The organism is Sulfitobacter sp. HI0040, assembly GCF_001634885.1.
In the GTDB taxonomy this organism is placed as follows: Bacteria; Pseudomonadota; Alphaproteobacteria; order Rhodobacterales; family Rhodobacteraceae; genus Sulfitobacter.
In genome coordinates, this window is record NZ_LWEX01000581.1 from 1 (window position 1) to 19,904 (window position 19,904).

Annotated in this window: 14 protein-coding genes and 2 pseudogenes; 9 read left to right on the plus strand and 7 right to left on the minus strand. The window is 63.9% G+C overall.

From position 1 onward, the window contains the following. Positions 1–650, plus strand: a pseudogene (locus A3728_RS23335) (hypothetical protein); the annotation flags it as partial. Then, the gene (locus A3728_RS21065; RefSeq protein WP_067928388.1) at positions 647–1,489 is read left to right on the plus strand and encodes a glycosyltransferase; all 843 of its coding nucleotides are present in this window, start codon (positions 647–649) and stop codon (positions 1,487–1,489) included. The pseudogene A3728_RS23335 and the gene A3728_RS21065, both read left to right, overlap by 4 nt. A 4-nt stretch (positions 1,490–1,493) precedes the next feature. On the opposite strand, the gene A3728_RS21070 is transcribed toward A3728_RS21065, so the two are convergent. Next, entirely contained in the window at positions 1,494–2,687 is a 1,194-nt protein-coding gene (locus A3728_RS21070; protein ID WP_067928391.1) for a glycosyltransferase, read from the minus strand. A gap of 101 nt (positions 2,688–2,788) precedes the next feature. On the opposite strand from A3728_RS21070, the gene A3728_RS21075 reads away from it, so the two are divergent. Further along, entirely contained in the window at positions 2,789–4,168 is a 1,380-nt protein-coding gene (locus A3728_RS21075) for an oligosaccharide flippase family protein (RefSeq protein ID WP_067928394.1), read from the plus strand. On the opposite strand, the gene A3728_RS21080 is transcribed toward A3728_RS21075, so the two are convergent. The 3 genes from A3728_RS21080 to A3728_RS21090 form a co-directional block, all read right to left on the minus strand. Next, on the minus strand, positions 4,156–5,451 hold the full coding sequence (locus A3728_RS21080) for a GumC family protein (RefSeq protein WP_067928397.1): 1,296 nt from the start codon (positions 5,449–5,451) through the stop codon (positions 4,156–4,158). The two genes, A3728_RS21075 and A3728_RS21080, sit on opposite strands and share 13 nt — an antisense overlap. A 117-nt stretch (positions 5,452–5,568) precedes the next feature. After that, positions 5,569–6,510 carry a CpsD/CapB family tyrosine-protein kinase gene (locus A3728_RS21085; protein ID WP_067928401.1) on the minus strand — a complete coding sequence of 314 codons (942 nt, stop codon included), beginning with the start codon at positions 6,508–6,510 and terminating at the stop codon, positions 5,569–5,571. Between the two features lie 49 nt (positions 6,511–6,559). Next, complete coding sequence (locus tag A3728_RS21090; RefSeq protein ID WP_150120933.1) at positions 6,560–7,333, minus strand: sugar transferase; 774 nt, start codon at positions 7,331–7,333, stop codon at positions 6,560–6,562. 441 nt (positions 7,334–7,774) lie between these two features. Between A3728_RS21090 and A3728_RS21095 the strand changes: the two genes are divergently transcribed. Genes A3728_RS21095 through A3728_RS21105 form a run of 3 tightly spaced genes read left to right on the plus strand, consistent with a single transcriptional unit; the run spans position 7,775 to position 12,674 of the window. Then, complete coding sequence (locus A3728_RS21095; RefSeq protein WP_067928404.1) at positions 7,775–8,245, plus strand: GbsR/MarR family transcriptional regulator; 471 nt, start codon at positions 7,775–7,777, stop codon at positions 8,243–8,245. Continuing rightward, positions 8,242–9,534 carry an efflux RND transporter periplasmic adaptor subunit gene (locus A3728_RS21100; protein WP_067928407.1) on the plus strand — a complete coding sequence of 431 codons (1,293 nt, stop codon included), beginning with the start codon at positions 8,242–8,244 and terminating at the stop codon, positions 9,532–9,534. The genes A3728_RS21095 and A3728_RS21100 overlap by 4 nt, the downstream gene beginning before the upstream one ends. Next, a complete protein-coding gene (locus A3728_RS21105; RefSeq protein WP_067928409.1) occupies positions 9,531–12,674 on the plus strand; it encodes an efflux RND transporter permease subunit in 3,144 nt (1,047 codons plus the stop codon). The genes A3728_RS21100 and A3728_RS21105 overlap by 4 nt, the downstream gene beginning before the upstream one ends. Positions 12,675–12,699: 25 nt before the next feature. Here A3728_RS21105 and A3728_RS21110 read toward each other — a convergent pair whose 3' ends face one another. Further along, positions 12,700–15,312: an AAA family ATPase gene (locus tag A3728_RS21110; RefSeq protein ID WP_067928413.1), complete on the minus strand. Its 2,613-nt coding sequence runs from the start codon at positions 15,310–15,312 to the stop codon at positions 12,700–12,702. After that, the gene (locus A3728_RS21115; protein WP_067928416.1) at positions 15,309–16,439 is read right to left on the minus strand and encodes a metallophosphoesterase family protein; all 1,131 of its coding nucleotides are present in this window, start codon (positions 16,437–16,439) and stop codon (positions 15,309–15,311) included. Before A3728_RS21115 ends, A3728_RS21110 begins: the two co-directional genes overlap by 4 nt. Before the next feature lie 276 nt (positions 16,440–16,715). On the opposite strand from A3728_RS21115, the gene A3728_RS21120 reads away from it, so the two are divergent. Continuing rightward, complete coding sequence (locus A3728_RS21120) at positions 16,716–17,180, plus strand: c-type cytochrome (RefSeq protein WP_067928420.1); 465 nt, start codon at positions 16,716–16,718, stop codon at positions 17,178–17,180. Between the two features lie 108 nt (positions 17,181–17,288). Next, the gene (locus A3728_RS21125) at positions 17,289–18,560 is read left to right on the plus strand and encodes a PQQ-dependent sugar dehydrogenase (protein WP_067928424.1); all 1,272 of its coding nucleotides are present in this window, start codon (positions 17,289–17,291) and stop codon (positions 18,558–18,560) included. A 445-nt stretch (positions 18,561–19,005) separates the two neighbouring features. Here A3728_RS21125 and A3728_RS22940 read toward each other — a convergent pair whose 3' ends face one another. After that, the gene (locus A3728_RS22940; protein ID WP_150120934.1) at positions 19,006–19,404 is read right to left on the minus strand and encodes a hypothetical protein; all 399 of its coding nucleotides are present in this window, start codon (positions 19,402–19,404) and stop codon (positions 19,006–19,008) included. Positions 19,405–19,481: 77 nt separating this feature from the next. On the opposite strand from A3728_RS22940, the pseudogene A3728_RS21130 reads away from it, so the two are divergent. Next, positions 19,482–19,904: pseudogene (locus A3728_RS21130) on the plus strand (IS5 family transposase); the annotation flags it as partial.

Genomic DNA, 19,904 nt, shown 5'->3' on the forward strand with positions numbered 1-19,904 from the left:
GGCTCGGATATGAAAAGCCCCTGCTGGACGCGCCGCTGGCGCAAAAGATGGGGAAGGCAGCTCCCGCGGAGGCGTTCGACGCCTATGCGGTGACAGGCTATTTCGGCGGCGTGCTGGGCAAGGCGGACCGGCGCGAGGTGGTGCAGGACTGGCTGGACGAAAGCCTCGCCCGGGCCGAAGCCGGGGCCGCCGCCCTTGACCTGACGGGGCAGGCCGCGCGGGACCATGTGCAGGCCCACCGGTTCGATCACGCGACAACGCTCGCGGCACGGGAACTGCGCGATGGCGCGCTTGGGGGCGATCCGGTCGATACGCTGGCGGATCTGGCGCTGCGGGTCTGGCCCTACCACGCGGCGGTGGCGCAGGCGCACGACCTCGATCTGGTGATGTACGAGGGCGGCAGTCACGTCGTGGGCCTTGGTCCGCTGGTGGATGACGCGGAGCTGACAGCCTTCTTTCACCACCTCAACTACAGTGCCGAAATGGGGGCGCTCTATTCGACCCTGCTGGAAAACTGGCGGGCAGTAGGCGGCCAGCTTTTCAACGCCTACGTCGATGTCTTCGCGCCGGTGAAATGGGGAAGCTGGGGCGCGCGGCGGCATCTGGGGGATGAAAACCCCCGCTGGGAAGCACTGGTTGAGTTCGAATGAACGACACTGCCATCAGCATATTGATCCCCGCCCATGACGAGGCGGCCTATCTTCCCGGCTGCCTGCAGGCGCTGCTGGAATCGGACGATCCCGCCGGTCTGACCACCGAGGTCATCGTGGTGGCCAATGGATGCACCGATGACACGGCAGCGGTGGCGCGCGCGCATCAGGCGACCTTTGCGGAAAAGGGTTGGCCGCTGACGGTACTGGACCTGCGGCAGGGCAGCAAACTCAACGCGCTGAACGCAGGTGAGGACGTGGCGAGGGGGCGCATTCTCGTTTATCTCGACGCTGATGTGCTGGTCTCCCCCGCGCTGCTGGCCGAGCTTGCCGAAGCGCTCGATGTAGCACCGCCGCGTTACGCCAGCGGTCGGGCAGAGGTCACGACAGCGGGCAGCCGGATGAGCGCGGCCTACACGCGCTTCTGGCTCACCACGCCCTTCCTGACCGAGGGCGTGCCGGGCTTCGGCCTTTTCGCCATGAACCGGGCGGGGCGGGATCGGTGGCAGGACTGGCCGCACATCATATCGGACGACACATTCGCGCGGCTCCACTTTAGCCCGGAAGAGCGCATCGCCGTCCGCGCCGGCTATCGCTGGCCGATGATCGAAGGTTTCGGGCCATTGGTGCGAGTACGGCGGCGGCAGGATTACGGAGTCACGGAGATCGCGGAACGCTATCCCCAACTTCTGCGGAACGAGGACTCAGGGGGGGGCGGGGTGCCGGTCTGGCGGCGTGCCCTGCGCGATCCGGTCGCTTTTGCCGCCTTTGTCGCGGTGCGCCTTACCGTGCATCTGCCGCTTTTCCGCAGTGCGGATCCATGGGCCCGGGGGCGCTGAAGCCCTAGACGTCTGCGAAATGGGCTGCGAGCTTCGCGGCCTCGCTGTTCACGTCGTGGCGGACGAAGACCCTCGCGCGGCCCGCGCGGCCCATCCTGTCCAACGTGCCGAGCGGCGCATCGGCAAGCGCCTGCAGCGCCGTGCAAAGCGCCTGCGTATCGCCTGCAGGCACCAGCCGGCCGGTCTGGCCGTGCAGCACCAGTTCCGGCGTGCCGGCCACATAGGTCGCGATGACCGGGCGCGCCGCGGCCATGGCTTCCATCACCACCATGGGCAGGCCCTCGGCGAAGCTGGGCATCACCAGCGCATGGGAGGCGGCCAGTTCGTCCTCTATCCGGGCCTCATCGACCCAGCCGGTTAGCGTGACCCGGTCCTCCAGCCCGTGGCGCGCAATGGCGGCCCGGATGCGGGGCCGCATCTCGCCGTCGCCCACGAGCGTCAGATGCAGGGTGGGATGGCGCAGCTTTCCCATCGCCTCGATCAGGGCGAGCTGGCCCTTCTGTTCCACGAAACGTCCGATCGACAGGATGCGCCGGGGTCCGTCCGTCAGAGGGCGCAATGCGGCGAAGCGCGATGGATCGATCCCGCAATGGACGACCTTGATGCGGTCCCAGTCTTCCGGGTCGGCCCAGCGGCACAACTGGCTGCGCCCGTATTGGCTGATCGCCACGGTAAAGGCGGCGCGGGCGATCTTTTCGCCCAAGGACAACGCGCGCGGGCTGTCGAACTCTTCAGGGCCATGCACGGTAAAGCTGTAGGGCAGGCCGCCCATGATCCGCGCGAGCATTGCCACGGTTGCGGCATTGGTCCCGAAATGGGCGTGGGCGTGATCCGCGCCCATGTCGGCGCAACGCTCCGCCACCACCGCGGCTTCGGCGAGATAGATCATATGCCGCAGCACACCGGTTTCCGACGCGCGCCCCAGTGCCCAGGCCCGCCGTGCCGCCGACCACCACTCCCGCGGGGCTGTACGCAGGCGGCGCCAGCTTGCCCGGCCCAGCTCCGCGCCGCCCAATGCCAGCACATGCTCCGTGCGTTCCGCCTCTGCCCGGTCCTGCGCATCGACGAGCGGCGCATCGGGGCCGCGCATGGCGATGCGGCTCACTTGGTGGCCCTGCGCTTCGAGCGCGCGGATCTCTCGGCGGATGAAGGAGTGGGAGGGCTGCGGATAGGTGTTCAGGATGTAGGCGATGTGCAACGCGGGGCCCCCTTGCGCGGTTGCACCTTGTTACCCGCAGCCTTGCCACTGGCACAAGGCCGCCCGAGCCACTAGTCTGCCGCGAAACCGGATCAGGGGCGATGTTTTTGGTGTTTGCTGGGGCTTTACGACTGCTGAGCGGCAACCGCCTGATGGCCCGTGTGATACGCTCCGCCTCATGGATCGTGCTGGGCTACGGCGCGTCGCAGGCGATCCGCCTGGCGTCGAACCTGATCCTGACGCGGCTGCTGTTTCCGGAGGCGTTTGGCCTCATGGCGCTTATCTCCGTAGTGACGGTGGGGCTGACGCTGTTCTCAGACATTGGCATCGGACCTTCCATCGCGCAGAGCAAACGCGGCGACGATCCCGACTTTCTGAACACCGCATGGACGATACAGGCCATCCGGGGCTTCGCGCTCTGGCTGGTGGCCTGTCTTCTGGCTTATCCCGCGGCATGGCTCTATGACGCGCCGGCGCTGATCTATTACCTGCCGATCGCCGGGCTGGGGCTTGCCGTGGCGGGCTTCAACCCGACGCGGATCGAAACGGCGCATCGGCATCTGGCGATGGGGCGGCTGACGCTGCTCGACCTCACCTCGCAAATTGTGGGGATTGTTGCCATGATCGTGCTGGCACTGCTTTTGCAGTCGGTGGCCGCATTGGTGATCGGCGGAGTGATCGGCATTCTTGCGAAGCTTGGGCTGACCTGGACGTTCCTGCCGGGGCCGCCCAACAGGTTCCGCTGGGAGGCGCGGTCGCTGCGGGAGCTTGTGTCATTCGGCAAATGGATATTTCTCTCCACCATGGGATGGTTTTTCGCCAGTCAGGGGGACAAGGCCATTCTGGGTGGCTTCCTGGCGCTCGAAACGCTGGGCATCTATAATATCGGCTATTTCCTGGCGAGTTTTCCGCTGCTTCTCGGCCTAAGCGTGAGCGGACGGGTGATGATCCCCATCTACCGCGAAACCGCCGCGAAGGGCTCATCACGGCTGCGGCCCATGCGCTATGGGCTGACCGCGAGTGTCATGCTGCTGCTGGCGGGGATGGCGTTTGCGGGGCCCATGCTCGTCGATCTGCTTTATGATCCGCGCTATGCGCAAAGCGGGGCGATCGTGGTGCTGCTGGGCGTCGTCCTGATGCCGCAGGCTTTGGGAATGACCTATGATCAGGCCGCACTTGCCGCCGGGGATTCGCGGGGGTTCTTCGTCTTTTCCGGCAGCCGCGCGGTACTGCAGACCACCGGCTTGCTTACCGGAGTTATGACGGGTGGGCTGGTCGGGGCTTTGTTCGGCATGGGGCTTGCGCTGGTAGCCTCGCATCTGGTGCTGATTTGGCTGGCGCGGAAGCATCGGGTCTGGGATGGCCAACACGATGCAGTCTTTGCCGGGCTAGCACTTGCACTCGGGCTCACCACGCTCTGGCTTCAGTGGGACCTGTTGGCGGTGCTGGGGAGTATGACGGCGACCGCTCAGGCCTTCTGACCGGTACGGGCCAGCCGACCGGCGCGACCTGCCGCGCGCCGTCCCAGCCAGAGGCGGCGCAGACCCCGCGGTTCCTTGGGCAGTTTGATCTCCGGCAGGGAGACCACCGGTACAAGCCCGGTTTCACGTTCCATCTGGCGCGCGGTCCGCAGTACCGGGTGGCGCAGTTCGAGTATCATCGCCACTGCGAGCGCGAAAAAGAGGCTACCTCCAGCACCGAGGAGCGCAAGCATCTTGCGGCTGAGTGTGTCGGCATAATCGGGTGTTTGCGCCTCCTCCAGCGTCACCAGCCGTTCGCCGCGGTCATTGCGTTCCAGTTCAAACCCCACCTCCGCTTCGTTGCGGCGGGTGGCGACCGTGCGCAATTGCGTTTGCAGGTTCTCAATTCCGCGTTCTAGATCGGCCAGTTCACGCTGGACTTCGGGGGAGGTTTCGAGGCTCCGCGCGATCGTCTCACGCCGTTCGAACAGCAGGTCCCGCTGGGTGGTCAGGCTGTCGACTTGGGTAGCGATGTCAGCTTCTAAGCGTTCCACGGTGGCGGGCCGGGCGTTGGGATCGATTCGTTCGCGTTGTAGACGAGTGGCGATGATATCGCGCTCCAGCGCGAGAATGGCTTCGTTCAGGCTGGCAATCTGACCCCGATGAAAGACGACGCTGCCTTCCATCGACAGGTCGTTCTCGCTTCGGAAAGCCTCGAGTTCGTTTTCGAGCTCACTCAAGGCATCCTGAAGGCTTTCCTCCTGCCTGATGAAGAATTCGAGCGTTTCGCGTGACTTTTCGCGGCGTTGCTCCGCGGCAAGTGCGCGGATCCGGTCCGCAAATTCATGGGCAACGGCGCGCGCCAGCTCCGGGTCTTTCTGCAGGGCGGTGATTGTCAGGACCGCGAGCGCCCCGTTATCGTTGTCGCCCTCCGGGACCGCAGCTACGCCTTCGAGGGTGACGGAGGCGCGCAGGCGGTCAATCTTCTCCGACAGGCGCAGGCCGGGCAGATCGGCATAGAGGTCGAATTTCTCGATCACCGCCAAAATGGTGCCTCGGGCCATTAACTGCTGTTCGATAAGTTGCAAACGTTGGCCAGAGGACCCTTCAACCGTGGAGCGTGCCAGTTCGGAGGCGACCACAGGCTGTTCGATCTGAATGACCTCAGAAGAGCTGTAGACATGGGGTTGCCTTGCGGCCCAGACAAGCGAAACAAGGCAGCCCAGCAGAAATAGGCGGAGGATCATCCCTGCCCTGCGGCGCAGCATGTCTACGAAATCTTCCAGCGTATAGATCGGACCCATAATGAACCACTCGGTCTACCTGCAAAGAAGGATATTATATCCTTCTTTGGAGCTCATCAAACATGATGAATGCGTCCTTTATAGGGCGGATTCGCGTCTGGAAACAGGGCGTTCCGGTCAGTACTTCGCGATGCTGGAGGCGCGGGCGCGGTTCAGGATCACCCCCAGCAGCGGCACCTGTCCGTCGAGCATGCGCTCGCATTCCACCAATTGCCGCGCCATGGTCTGCGTCCCGTCGGAGACGAGCAGCACACCGTCAAGCTGTGGCAGGAAAGCAGAGACATCGTCATGCTCCAGCATCGGAGGCATGTCGTAGAGCACAAGCTCCGGTCGGAGGGCCGCACGCATCCGGCTGAGGGTCAGGTCGGTGTCCGGATCCTGCAGGGTTTCGGCGGCGTCGGTTTCGGCCCCTTCGTTGAGGCCGAGTGCCAGCGTATCGCCCACACGCACGATATGGTCCCGCATGGGGGTCTTGCCGCGCAAATAGTCACGCATAGGGCCACGGGGCGTCATGCCCAGCATGTCGGCCACACCCGAATTACGCAGGTTGAAGTCCATCAGCATGGTGCGCGAAGAGGGAACCCGCGCCAGGCTGAGTGCAAGGTTCACGGCCGTAAACGTGTTGCCGCAGCCGCTCGTGGGGGAGGCGATGGCGATATTCGTCCAGCGGTTTTCCTGTGCGGTGTGGCGCAGGCGGGTGCGCAGCAGGTCGAAGGCGCGGCGCAGGGGGCCGTCTCTGTGGAAGTCCACCAGTGGCGCGTGGCCTTCGTATTGCTTGCGCAGGCCGAAGTCGTCCTCCGGCAGTTCCTGCCAACGGGGGGCGTCCGTATCGGGCAGGCTTCGGCGCGACCCTTTGACCAGATCTGAGGGTGCGGGTGTATCTTCGCGTGGGGTATCGGCGTCCGCGATGCGGGCGAGCGCACGGCGCGGCCGGATACTGTGGCGCATCCCGGAAGGGCGCCCCCCATGCTGCGATGTTTCAGCAGGTGCGAAGTATTCGGCTTCGCCAGCAGGACCAAAGGTATCCTTCATGTCGTCTTCCTTTCCGTCCTCACCCATTGTTCCATCCTGCATGCGGCGTCCGCGTGACGCCACGAAAACCCGCGGATCAATGCCCTGTGCGGCGCATCACCACATCGATCGTCTTGAACAGAATACGCAGATCCTGCCAGACCGTCAGATTGCGGTTATACGTCCGGTCCACTTCGGCACGATAGGTAAAACGGTTGCTGTTGCGCGCTGAAATTTGCCACAGGCCGGTGATGCCAGGCCGCAGCGCCTGATAATCGCGCAGATCACCATACATTTCGCGCTGGTTCAGCATCATGGGGCGGGGGCCGACAACACTCATATCGCCGCGCAGGACGTTCAGCAGTTGCGGCAGTTCGTCCATGGAGGTGATGCGCAGAATATTTCCGACTCGCGTGATGCGTGGGTCATTCCGCAGTTTCTGCAACTCGTTCCATTCGTGCCGCAAGGCAGGATCGCTGGAGAGGTATGATTCCAGTACCGCATCGGCATCCCGGCGCATGGTGCGGAGTTTCAAGATGCGAAAGGGGCGGCCGCGGCGGCCCACGCGGAGCTGAGTGTAGAAGGGTGCGCCCCCTTCAAACCAGAGCGCGAGAGCGCAGATACCGATGATCGGCAGCGAAAACGGCAGGGTCAGCAGGACAAAGATAATGTCGAACAGCCGCTTGCCAAAGAGCCGATACGGCCCCCAGCCCAAAGCCTTCTGCGCAACAGCCCGTTGCCAGACACGGTCGCGCCCCGCAGGCGATGCCGCGACAACATCCGCATAGACGTAGCCCTGCTCAGGCTGCGTCCGCACAGTGGTCATGTTGGACAGGCCGAAGACCGGCTTGCCCGCATCGAAGTTCTTCATCGCAACCCCCCAGGGTTTGCAGCTTTGAATCACGGTCGCCGGCGGTTTCCGGCACCCGAGGCGCGGCTTTTGCGGACTTCATGAAAGCGCGAAAGGAGACCACCATAACCTTGTCGAGCTTTGCATGTAGCCGCCGCTTGCCGGCAGGCCACGGAGGCACGATGGATCAGGGATCGCATTTCCGTGTGGCCGCTGCAGGCGGAGAGCCTTGCTATTTCTGCCCCATACATAACATTTTTCGGTCACATTTGAGGAAGTTTCTACGAAACAGACTGTTTCGGGCAGGGTTAGGTTCCAAGGTAAATAAATTCGGCCTTGATCCGACGTGACGTCATGCGGATTTTAGAGGAATAGTTTGTTCAGAAATAACTGAACAAACTTGACGCATGCATCCCGTTCCATATGTAGACGCCACCAAAGTCACGATGGGGGATAGGCGTCATGGATGGCGAACAGGGCACCGCCGCGGTCCGCGAAGCATTCATCGAACGCATGGGCGTAATTGCTCAGGCCGACGGTATGCCGCGCATGTCGGGCCAGATATTCGCGATGCTCGTTTTCGACGGCGAAGCGCTGGCGTTCGGCGAGCTGGCGCGCCAGCTCGAAGTGAGTCGCGCCACGATCAGCACCAGCGTCCGGCTGCTGGAAGATCGCGGGCTGATTCGGCGGTTGAACCGGCGCGGCGACCGGCAGGATTACTTCCAGCTTGCCGATAACGCCTATGTTGAAATGCTGCGTCATGCCCGCGCCAACACCGCCCGCGCGCGGGACGAAGTGGCCGGCACGCTCGCCGATCTCCCCGCGACCGCGGGCGACATCCGCGGCAGGCTTAACGATTTCAAGAATTTCTATGCAGAGATCGAAACCTCACTCGGCGATGCCATCGCCCGGATCGAGAAGAACAGAACATGAGCACATCAGCGCCCCCCGAAGCCGTTGGCCGGAACGGATCAGCAGAAAGCAAATCCCCTGAACACCAATCCGCAGCGACGAATGCACCGCTTTCCTTCGAGAGCGACGCCGGCTCGGCCCGGTCGAAATGGGTGGCGGGGTTGCTCGTTCTGTTGATCGTCGGATGGATGGGCAGCGGCTATGTGCTGCCCTCCGCCCCCGAAGAGGCAGCCCCCAGCGTCGCGGAACAGGCGGCCCGGCTGGTGACGGTTGCGGTGACCCCGTCCCGGGCGGAAGAAGTCGCACAGGTCTTCGTTGCCGAAGGTCAGGCCCTGCCGGACCGTGACACGATGATCCGCGCGGAAACCTCGGGCGAGATCGCCGAAGTGCTGGTGCGCAAGGGGGCGGATGTCATGGCGGGGGAAACGCTCGCGCGGTTCGATACGGCCAGCCGCGCGTCCGACCTTGCCCGCGCCCGGGAGGAGGAGGCGCGCGCCCAACGCGAGTTCGAAAACGCCGAACAGCTACTTGAGCGTGGCGTGGCGACCATGGACCGTGTCACTCAGGCCCGCGCCGCGTTGGCAAGCGCCCGGGCGGGGGTCGCCGCCGCCGAGGAAGCGATAGAGAACACCGAGATTCGCGCCCCCTTCGCCGGGCGGCTCGAAGCCTTTGACATCGCGGAAGGCGAGTTCGTTCCCACCGGGGCGGAAGTGGGTCGCGTGGTCGACAATACGCCGCTGACGATCCGAATCCAGATACCGCAGCAGTCGCTCGTCAATATCGAGGTCGGGCAACCGGCAGAAGTGAGTTTCATCACCGGCACCGAGGCCACGGGCGAAGTGATTTTCGTAAGCTCCAGCGCCGATGCCGAAACCCGTACCTTCGCCGCCGAGATCAGCGTGCCCAATGCCGAAGGTTCGGTCCCGGCGGGCGTCAGCGCGCGGGTCCGCATCCCCACCGGCAGCCTTCGGGCGCATTTCGTCTCTCCCGCGATCCTGTCGCTCGGCACGGACGGCACGCTGGGGATCAAGACCGTGGATGAAGAGGGCATCGTCCATTTCCATGAGGTCTCCATCGTGCGGGCGCAAACCGACGGGATCTGGGTCGCGGGCCTGCCGGAGGATACCCGCATCGTCACCGTCGGGCAGGGCTTCGTGAGCGACGGTGAAAAGGTGAACCCGCAGGAGCGCAACGTTGAGGGGCCGGCTGCGGCACAGGCAACCGTCGCATCACTCGATGACAGCGCGCCCGGCGAGGATGCAGAAGCGGGCGCAGAGGGTGCCGCCACCCCGCGGGAGGCGGACCAGTGAACGCGCTGATCGACGCCGCATTCAGCCGCGCGCGGGTCGTCGTGCTGGCCCTCGTCATGGTGCTGACGGTAGGTTCCTTCGCCTATGTCTCGATCCCCAAGGAAAGCTCGCCCGAGATTCCCATTCCAACGGTCTATGTCTCGACCGGGCTTGACGGAATTTCACCCGAGGACAGCGAGCGCCTGTTGGTGGAGCCGCTGGAAACGGAACTGAGCAGCATCACCGGCCTGAAGGAGATCACCGGCAGCGCCGGCGAAGGTTACGCCAGCGTGCAGCTTGAATTCGAACCGGGGTTCGACGCCGACGAGGCGCTGGACAAGGTCCGCGAAGGGGTGGACCGCGCGCAGCCCGAACTCCCCGAAGACGCCTCCGACCCGGTTGTGACGGAGATCAACACCGCGCTCTTCCCGATCCTGACGGCAATCCTTTCCGGCCCGGTGCCGGAGCGGACGCTCAACACCATCGCCGAGAACCTCAAGGACGATATCGAAGGTCTGCCCGGCGTGCTCGAGGTCGACGTGGGTGGCGCGCGCACGGAACTGCTCGAGGTGCTGATCGACCCCACGGTGTTCGAGACCTACAACATCAGCTTCGAAGAACTGATCGGCCAGATCAACCGCAACAACATGCTGATTGCCGCCGGTGCCATCGAAAGCGGGGCAGGGCGGCTGGTGATCAAGGTGCCGGGGCTGATCGAGGATCTGGAAGACGTGATGCAGCTGCCGGTGCTGGTGCGCGGCGACACGGTCGTCACCTTCGCCGACATCGCCACGGTCCGCCGCACCTTCGAGGATCCGACAGGCTTCGCTCGGATCAACGGGCAGCCCGCGCTGGCGCTGGAAATCAAGAAACGTGCGGGCAGCAACATCATCGACACGGTGGCCGATGTGCGCGCGCTGATCGCCGGGGCGGCGGAGGAATGGCCCGGGACCGTCACGATCGATTACATGCAGGACGAAAGCGAACAGGTCCGCACCATGCTGAGCGATCTGGAGGCGAACGTGATCGCCGCCGTCATACTCGTCATGATCGTCATTGTCTGGGCTTTGGGCATCCGGTCGGCGTTGCTGGTCGGGTTGGCCATTCCGGGCGCCTTTCTCGCAGGGGTGACGGTGCTTTGGGCCATGGGCTACACGATGAACCTCGTGGTGCTCTTTTCGCTCATCCTCGTGGTGGGGATGCTGGTGGACGGGGCCATCGTCACCACCGAACTGGCGGACCGGCGCCTGCAGGAGGGCGATCCGCCCAAGCGGGCCTATGCCTTTGCCGCAAAGCGCATGGCATGGCCGATCATCGCCTCCACCGCGACGACGCTGTCGGTGTTCTTTCCGCTACTGTTCTGGACAGGCACGGTGGGCGAATTCATGAAATTCCTGCCCATCACCGTGATCCTGACGCTGACCGCCTCGCTTTTCATGGCGCTGATCTTCATCCCCGTCATGGGCGGGATCATCGGCAAGCGGCCGCCGCAGTCGGCCCGGGACAAGGCAACGCTGCATGCCGCCGAACAGGGCGATCCGCGCGCGTTGCGCGGGGCCACGGGCCTATACGTGCGGGTGCTGCAATACGCGATCCTGCGGCCCGGCGCGACCCTGCTGGTGGCGCTTGCTTTCCTGCTGGGCAGCTTCGGGGCCTATGGCACGCTGGGCAACGGGATCTCCTTCTTTCCGTCGGTGGAGCCTGATTTCATGCAGGTTCAGGTCCGCGCGCGGGACAACTTCTCGATCTACGAAAAGGACGCGCTGGTCCGCCGGGTGGAGGAAAAGCTCTTTGCCTATGACGAGATTTCTTCGGTCTATGCCCGTTCCACCAGTGGCGGCTCCGGTCAGGCGGACGAGGAGGTGATCGGCACCATCCAGCTCGAACTGACGGAATGGGACACGCGCCGCAAGGCAGAGATCATCGGCGAGGACATTCGCGCCGACATGAGCGATATCGCGGGCATAGACGTGCAGGTGCAGGCCGCCTCCAGCGGGCCGTCGGCGGGCAAGCCCGTCAGCCTTCGGGTGCGCGCGCGCAACCCCGACACGCAGGACGATGCGGTGCAGATGATCCGCGATGCCATGGAAGAGATCGGTAATTTCACCGATGTGACCGACACGCGCCCCCTGCCGGGGGTGGAGTGGCGCGTTGCCGTGAACCGGTCGGAGGCGGCACGGTTCGGGGCCGACATCTCCACACTGGGGCAGGCGGTGCAGCTCCTGACCCGGGGCATCACCGTCGCCGATTATCGGCCCTCGGACGTGGACGGTTCCGTCGACATCCGGGTGCGCTTTCCATCGGACGAGCGCACGCTGGAAGAACTGGAAGGTCTGCGGGTGCCCACCAGCGCGGGACTGGTGCCCATTTCCAACTTCGTGACCTTCGAACCCGCGCCGCGCACCGGCACGATCAAGCGGATCGATCAACGCCGCGTGGTCAGCATCGAGGCCAACGTGGCCCCTGGGGTGCTGGTCAATGACCAGATCGTCGCCCTGCGCGCGGCGCTGGACAGGCTGGACCTGCCCCCGGGGACAGAGGCGACCTTTGCCGGGGAGGCGCAGGATCAGGCGGATTCGATGATTTTCCTCGGCGGAGCCTTCATCACGGCGATCTTCCTGATGTTCGTGATCCTCGTTATCCAGTTCAACAACTTCTATCAGGCCTTCGTGGTCATGAGCGCGATCGTCTTTTCCGTCACCGGCGTGCTCTTCGGGCTGATCGTGACGGGGCGCCCCTTTGGCATCGTGATGGGGGGTATCGGCGTCATCGCTCTGGCCGGGATCGTGGTGAACAACAACATCGTTCTGATCGACACCTACAACGATCTGAAACGCGCGGGCATGTCATCGCTGGAGGCCGCGTTGCGGACCGGCGCGCAGCGTCTGCGCCCGGTGGTGCTGACCTCCGTCACCACGGCGCTGGGGCTTCTGCCGATGGTGATCGGGGTGAACCTCAACTTCTTCACGCGAGAGATCGTTTATGGCGCGCCTTCGACGCAGTGGTGGACCGAACTGTCCTCCGCCATCGCGGGGGGCCTCATCGTGGCCACCGTGCTCACGCTGATCGTGACCCCCGCCATGCTGATGCTGGGGGAGAGGAAGGGCAAACGCGCGCGTCCCGCCGCATCCGCTTCGGCAGGAGCCCTTCCGGCGGAATAGCGGCGGGAGATGGCAAGCGGGGCGGTCAGCCCGCTGCCTGCGGTGACGGGCCGATGCGCAGCAACTGGCCCCCGAGGTCCCGGAAGGCGCGCTGGCGGCAGGTGAGCACGATGATTTGCAGATCGCCCGCCTGCCGGTGCAGCGCGTCGAACATGCGTTCGATCCGGTCGTCATCGGTAAAGACCAGCGCATCGTCGAGGATCACCGGCGCGGTGCGTCCTGCCGCCGCCAGCATCCGCGCAAAGGCGAGCCGTACCAGCAGCGCCACTTGCTCCTGCGTGCCGCCCGAAAGAATCGAAATGGGTTCTTCGCGCCCTTCGCGGATCAGCGCATCGGGCAGCAGCGATTCCTCGCCCCATGTCAGTTCGGCATCTGGCCATAGCAGGTGGAGTAATGGCTTCAGTTCCCGCGCGATGGGGGCGAAGTAGCGTTCGCGCGCCTGCGTCCGCGCTGCCTCCAGCGCCGCTTCGAGCCGGATCAGCACCGCGACCTCCCGTTCGATCCGGACAAGGTCCGCTTGCGCGGCTTCGAGCTTTTCCTCCGTTTCGGCAAGTTCCTCTTCGACGGCCTTTCCGGCGGTGCTGCCGATCCGCTCTTCCAGCCGGGCGAGCAGCGGTCTGAGGCGTGCGGTCTCCGCCTGGGCTTGCGTTTCCACCGCGCGGGCGCGCTTCAGCGCCGCCTCCGAAGTGGTCAGGTCCGGTGCCGCGCGGGCCATTTCATCCCGGGCTGCCTCCGCCTCGGCGAGGGCGCGTGTGGCGGTGTCGCTCTCCGCGATCCGGGTCTCTTCGGAAGCGTCACCGAGGCGGGCCAATGCCTCCCCGGCCCGGGCGAGCCGGTCCTGCGCCGCGCTGAGCGCCGTCTGCGCGCCCGCCGCTTCACTGCGCGCGTCGGAGGCGTGGCGCGCCGCGCTCTCCTGCCTCTGCGCCGCGTCCTCCTGTGCGGCGCGCGCCGCATCCAGAAGACGGTCCGCTTCATCAGGATCAGGCGCGGTTTCCAGACCCTCCGCCACGGGGATGGCCGCGAGTGATTTGCGCAGCGCCTCCAGACCGGCGGGCGCAAGGCTTTTGAAGACCGCTTCGGCCTCCTTCCGGTCCTGCGACGCCTCCGCCCGCGCCGCCGCCGCTTCGCGCGCCGCTTCGGGTGTGTCCGCACCCACGGCATCCAATGCGGCGCGCAGGGCCGCATTGGCCCTGTCCACGCTGTCTTCGCCTTCGACCCCATGGGGCGGGCGGATTTCGAGTGCGCCGATCCCGTCGATTTCCAGTCGGACTGGGCCGGAAAGCGGCACCGGTTCCCCATCCGTCAGCGCGCCGCCGTCGAGCAGGATGCCACCCGCGCGGCCTTCGGCGTAATGGGCGGTGATCCGGGTCGCCGTGGTATCCCGCGCGGCGCGGGCGCTTTCAAAGGCGCGCAGGCGTTCCTCTATCTGGCGCAAGGTTTGGGCATCGGGGCCGGTGCTTGCGCGCGTGGCCGCCTCCTCCATTCTTGCATGCGCTTCCATGGCGGCGGCGATGCGCTCTTGCAGCTCCCGGCGGCGTTCGGCCCCGTCCCGCGCGGCCTTGGCCCGCTGGGCGAGGCGTTGAGTGTCTTCGGCTTCCTTGAGGGCGCGGCGGGTATCGGTGAGCGCGCGCATGGCGCTGTCCAGCGCTTCATCCTTTTCGGTGAGGTCGCGTTTCGCCGCCTCAGCCCGGATGGTGGCTTTTTGCAGGGCCTCATCCGCCGCGCCGTGCTCCCGCGTTGCCTCGCGCAGGGCGGCGAGCCGGTCACGTGCCTTTTCCGCCGTAAGCCGCGCCATTTCCACCCGGCGGGTCGCGGCCTCCAGTGCTGCGGCATGTTTCAGCGCCTCGGCATGTGCCGCTTCCGCCGTGGCCAGCCTGTCGCGACGGGCCTGAGCGATCTCAGGATCCTCGATCTGTCGCAACTCGCGCCGCGCGCGGTTGCGTTCGGTCAGGGCGCCGTGCAGGTCTGCGGCCGCGGCAGCAAGCGTGTCGCGCCGCTCACTCAGGTTTTCGACCCGCTCCTGCGCGTCTTTCCAAGGGCCGCCCCGTTTCGGCGCGCGGGCCTTGCCGGTGGCCAATTCATCCAGCGCAGCCTTGCACCGGCGGAGCGCCATGTCCATGCGCCGCCCGCCGGTCAGGTTCTCGACCTCTTCGCCCACCGATGTCATCAGGTCGCGGCGCGCATCGAGTGCCGATTTCTGTTCCTTCGCCGACCCCGTCGTCAGGTCCGTCACCCCCTGCCGAACCCAGATCAAGCCCGAAGGACCGCCTGCATCGTCGCCCAGCAGCTCGGTGATCCAGGCCTCCGCCGCGTCGGACTGCGCGACCAACGTGGCGCCCCGGTGCACCGTCGCGGCGGGCTTCTGGAACCAGCGTTTGGCGATGGTGAACCGCCCGGCGTCGGTCTCGATCTCTATGGTCACTTCGGGCGCGCCGCCCGCATGGGGCCGCAGCGCCGCGACGTCCTTGTCGCGCGATCCATGGGCCTTGAAAAAGACCGCCTGTATCGCATCGAAAAGGGTGGATTTGCCATGTTCGTTCGGCTCGCAGAGCACGTTCAGCCCATCGCCGATGTCGCCGATGCGCGCGGGCTCGGTAAAGCGGCGGACGTTTGAGAGCGTGATGGCGCGGATCTTCATTCCCCGGCTTCCTTCACATAGGCGTAGAGCCGCGACAGCGCCGCTTGGGCGATCTCCCGTTCCTCTTGCGGCAGGTCCTTGGATTCCGCCTCTTCCAGAAGCGTATCGGCAGCGAGGCGCAGGGCGCCGGCGCGGTCGATCTCATCCAGATCGGCACTGTCGTACTGGGTGCCGAGCGCATCGGAGCGCAGATCGAAATGGGCAAACTCGGGGCCGATGCGACGCGCCGCCTGTTGTAGTGCTGCATGTTCCGGCAGGCTGGCCCAGCCGCTGGCCGAAACGCGCAGAAGCAAGTCGCGCCGCCCCTTTTCGGGCAGCGCAGCCGCCAGTGCAGCCTCAGGGTCCTGTCCGGGATGCAGGGGCAGTTCGACCTCGCTCCAGTGGAATTTGCCGATCTCGACCTCTGTCACATCGGGGGGTGCGCCGGGGCCCGCCAGTTCCACCGCGAGGCAGAGCCCACGACGCCCATGTTTGAAGCGGTCCTGTTCCGGCGTGCCGGGGTACTGCACGCGTTCCGACACCACCCGCCTGCCATGCCAGTCCCCGAGGGCGAGGTAATCGAGCCGGGCCGAACGGTCCCGGTCCGGTGCGATCGCAGCGCCGGTATCGTCGAAATCCGTCACGCCGCCATGAGCCAAGCCGATCCGCAGGTTCCCCTCGGGCGAGGGCATGGCAGGCAACGGGTCCGTCGGATCGCTGGCGCCTGTGCGAAAGGCGACGGGGCAGGGCAGCAGCGTGGCCCCCGCTGCCAACTCAATGGGGGCGGGTTCGGTCACGGCCTGCACATTCCCGGGCGCATCTCGGCGGATCGCCTCCCACAGGGGGTCGGCGTGGTGCAGATTGTCGTGATTGCCCGGCAGCAGCCACCATGTGATGTCCTCGGCCTCTCCCATCGCGGCGAGGGCCTGCCGGATCAGCCCGGCCGAAGGCGTTGCCGTATCGAAAGTATCCCCTGCGAGCATCACATGGGCCGCACCCTGCTGGCGCGCCGTCTCTGCCAGACGGTGGAGCGCCTCATGACGCGCCTCCATCAGCCGGCCGCGGATGTTGCCGTCGGGCGGCTGCGGGATATTCGCGAACTTGCGCCCGAGATGCAGATCGGAGGCATGGATGAATCGAAAGGACATGGAAGGCTCCTTGGGGGTCCGCGCGCATCAGAAAGTATCGGGGCGGGAAAGGGAACCGCCTGCAGCTTCGCATTCAAGGATGAGGGGGATTGATGCCACTGGAATCGCGCTTTGACGTCGTCGCGGGTGCCCATGGTTCGCCGCCCGAAAAAGTCATCTGCGACGTTCGTCGCAGATACAGTAATTGGCCGTGATGGTAGTTTATAGGGATGTCTTAGTAAAACGTGACCCGTCCGGCATATCCCGCGGGAAGGGTCTGAACATGAAAGTACACTGATGAAGTTTCGGACCTCTTTACCCCTCATTGCCACTGCAGGTTTTCTTCTCGCCTCCGGGGCGGTGATCGCCGGGGACAAGACCAAACCGGAAACCGAAGAATCCAATGCGGCAGCAACGACCGCGATGGAAACCGAGAAAACTGAAACCGAAACCATGTCGGAGGAGTCGGACACCGAAACGACATCCGATGACATGCAAGCCGACATCGCGATGGGCGATGCGGAAGCCGGTGAGAAAATCTTCAAGAAAGACTGCCGCGCCTGCCACGGGCCGAAGGGCAAGGGCGTTTCGGCCTATCCGAAACTGGCGGGTCTTGAGTACGAGTACATCGTGGACCGGCTCGAACGGTATCGCGCAGGCGAGAAGTTCGGCCCCAACACGATGCTGATGGCCCCGCGCGCCAAGAATTTGTCCGACGAGGACATTCTGGACGTCGCGACCTTCATCACGACTTTGGAATGACCCCGCACCAAGACGGGGCCGGTCCAGGCCGTTACCTATAAAGCAGATCCTTTCCCGATGATCCCGTATCGGAGGGGCCGGATAAACAATTCTTCAAGGGAGGAACACATGAAGATTTCACACAGATCACTCGCTTTCGCGATGGGGATCAGTTCGATGGTGGGTGTCGTACCGGCGCTTGCCCAGAACACATCGAGCCTGAGCCACGAGGTGGTGCTCGAAGGGTTGGAAAACCCATGGGACGTTGCGCTTCGCGCTGACGGCACCATGCTTTTCACCGAAAAGTGCAAGGGCCTGTCGGTCCGTATGCCTGATGGTTCGGTAAACGCACTTTACGGCGTGGGCGAGACGGAAGGCTATGCCTCCAACGGCGATGACCTATTCTGCGAAGGTCAGGCCGGCATGATGGGCGTGGCGTTCGATCCCAACTTCGACGACAACCGCCGCATCTACGTCTATTCGACGTCGAATATGTCCGATCCGCACACCAACCGCCTTATGCGGTTCGAGGTCAACGAGGATTTCACCGGCGTATCCGGCCGGACCGACATCATCGATGACGTGCCCTACAAGATGAAGGCATCGGATCACCCCTTCGGCGGCCCCGGTGCGCATAACGGTGGCCGTGTCCGGTTCAACCCGGTTGACGGTTATCTTTATCTGACCACCGGCGACAACCACAACAGTGAGGTCCCGCAAAGCCCGACGATGATGGGGTCGAAGGTGATCCGGGTCGACACGGACGGCAATGCCGCGCCCGAGAACAACCCGCCGGAAGGTTTCGACAAGCGGACCTACACCTACGGTCACCGGAACACGCAAGGTATCACGTTCAACGCCTCCGGCACGCCGATCACGGCGGAACATGGCCCCTGGCATTCGGACGAGATCACCGTGCTTGAGAACGGCGGAAACGCGGGCTGGGATCCGCGCCCGAACATGGCTGGCCGGGGCGACTGCCCGGACGACTACTGCGGCTACAGCCCGAACCAGGCCGACGGGATGAACCGCTTCGAGCGGGCCGCATTCATGCCGATGACCGACTTCGACACCTATCCCGACGCGATGGCGCCGATCTGGAACAACAATGGTTGGTCTCAGGGCACATCCTCCGCCGACTTCCTGCGCGGCGAGGCTTGGGGCGATTGGCAGAATGCCATGGTCGTCGGTATCATGGGCATTGGCTTCGGCGGCACGCCGATCGGCCAGCGTATCGACGTGATCCAGCTGACCGAGGATGAGACCGAGGTCGTCGACGTCACGGAGATGACCCTGCCGGAAGGTATGGAGTCCGGTCGCTTCCGCTCCCTCGTCGTGGGACCGGACGGCAGCCTCTATGCCGTGGTCGATGAAGGCCTGGTCCACAAGATCACACCCTGATCTACGGACCTGTAGAATGAGGAAAACGCCGCCCCCCGGGGCGGCGTTTTTCGTTTGGGGGTGTGGTTGTAGCGTTTTGTCGGGAGGTCTTTGGCGGACCTTCGTGCGGATGAATATGCCGTGCCTGCGAGGGCCCTTAGAAGGAGGGCGGTGAGCGGACCTTCGCTGTGAACACAAGGTAGATTGGGCTGCCCAATGAAAGCGGACACTCAAAGCTGTGTTTCGGTCGTTTTCGACGTTCAAGAGCGGTGAACTTCAGCCACGTTTCCAATTTTAATGTCTTTTTGAATGCACCATGTCAGTTACCAAGGTGGCCGCAAAACAATAAACTGCAGTCAGAGCCTTGATATAAAATGCAATATCTTGAGTATGAAACGATGTGACTTACGGTGAGCTACAAGCGAGCGTTCTTAAAATCTGAGAAGAGTAGATTGTCGAACGAAAATCAGCGATAACTTTCTATGCCGGATTTTTTTACCGTCACATGCGACAAGCCCAACGACGCCAAAAACGCACGCACCCATTTGATTTTCGATGCATGTTTGGGTCCGAGTACAACTTCTTGAATTGCCTCTCTCGCAGGATCTGCAATCAGACAAGAAATAAAAGGCTTTATTGAACTATCATCAGCAAAGTATTCAATTTCCGGTAACGAAGCTCTATGACGATACCGCAAAAGCCTCCACTCACATTCCTCGTAGAAGGAGGTCGGTTTGGTATCGTAAATTCGGAAATGTAGCGGTGAAAGCACCTCCAGTAACCGTGCCATAAGATCGTGTGCATTACTGTCGATTCCTGTGAAAACCTGTTCGATATCACTCCCGGCGGAAGCCATCGTGGTCAATGCCCGCTCTCTAGGGTCAGGACCCATTGATTTCCGCTTAGGAGCGTGATTCACGGTTCGAAAACCTAGCGGTGAACATGTCTGATCTTTTCTGGCTGACGGATTCGCAGATGGCGCGTCTTGAGCCTTTCTTCCCCAAATCCCATGGCAAGCCTCGCGTCGATGACAAGCGCGTCCTGAGCGGGATTATCTTCTTCAATCGCAATGGCTTACGATGGCGAGATGCGCCGAGGGAATATGGCCCGCACAAAACGCTCTACAACCGTTGGAAGCGCTGGAGCGATAAAGGCATCTTTGCCCAGATGATGGTCGGCTTGGCCGCTGATCACGGCGAGCAGACGACGGTCATGATCGACGCCACCTATCTGAAGGCGCATCGAACGGCGACCAGTTTGGGCGTCAAAAAAGGGGGCGTGGACGCCTGATCGGGCGCACCAAGGGCGGTATGAATACCAAGCTTCACGCCATCTGCGACAGCCAAGGACGGCCGCTGAACCTGT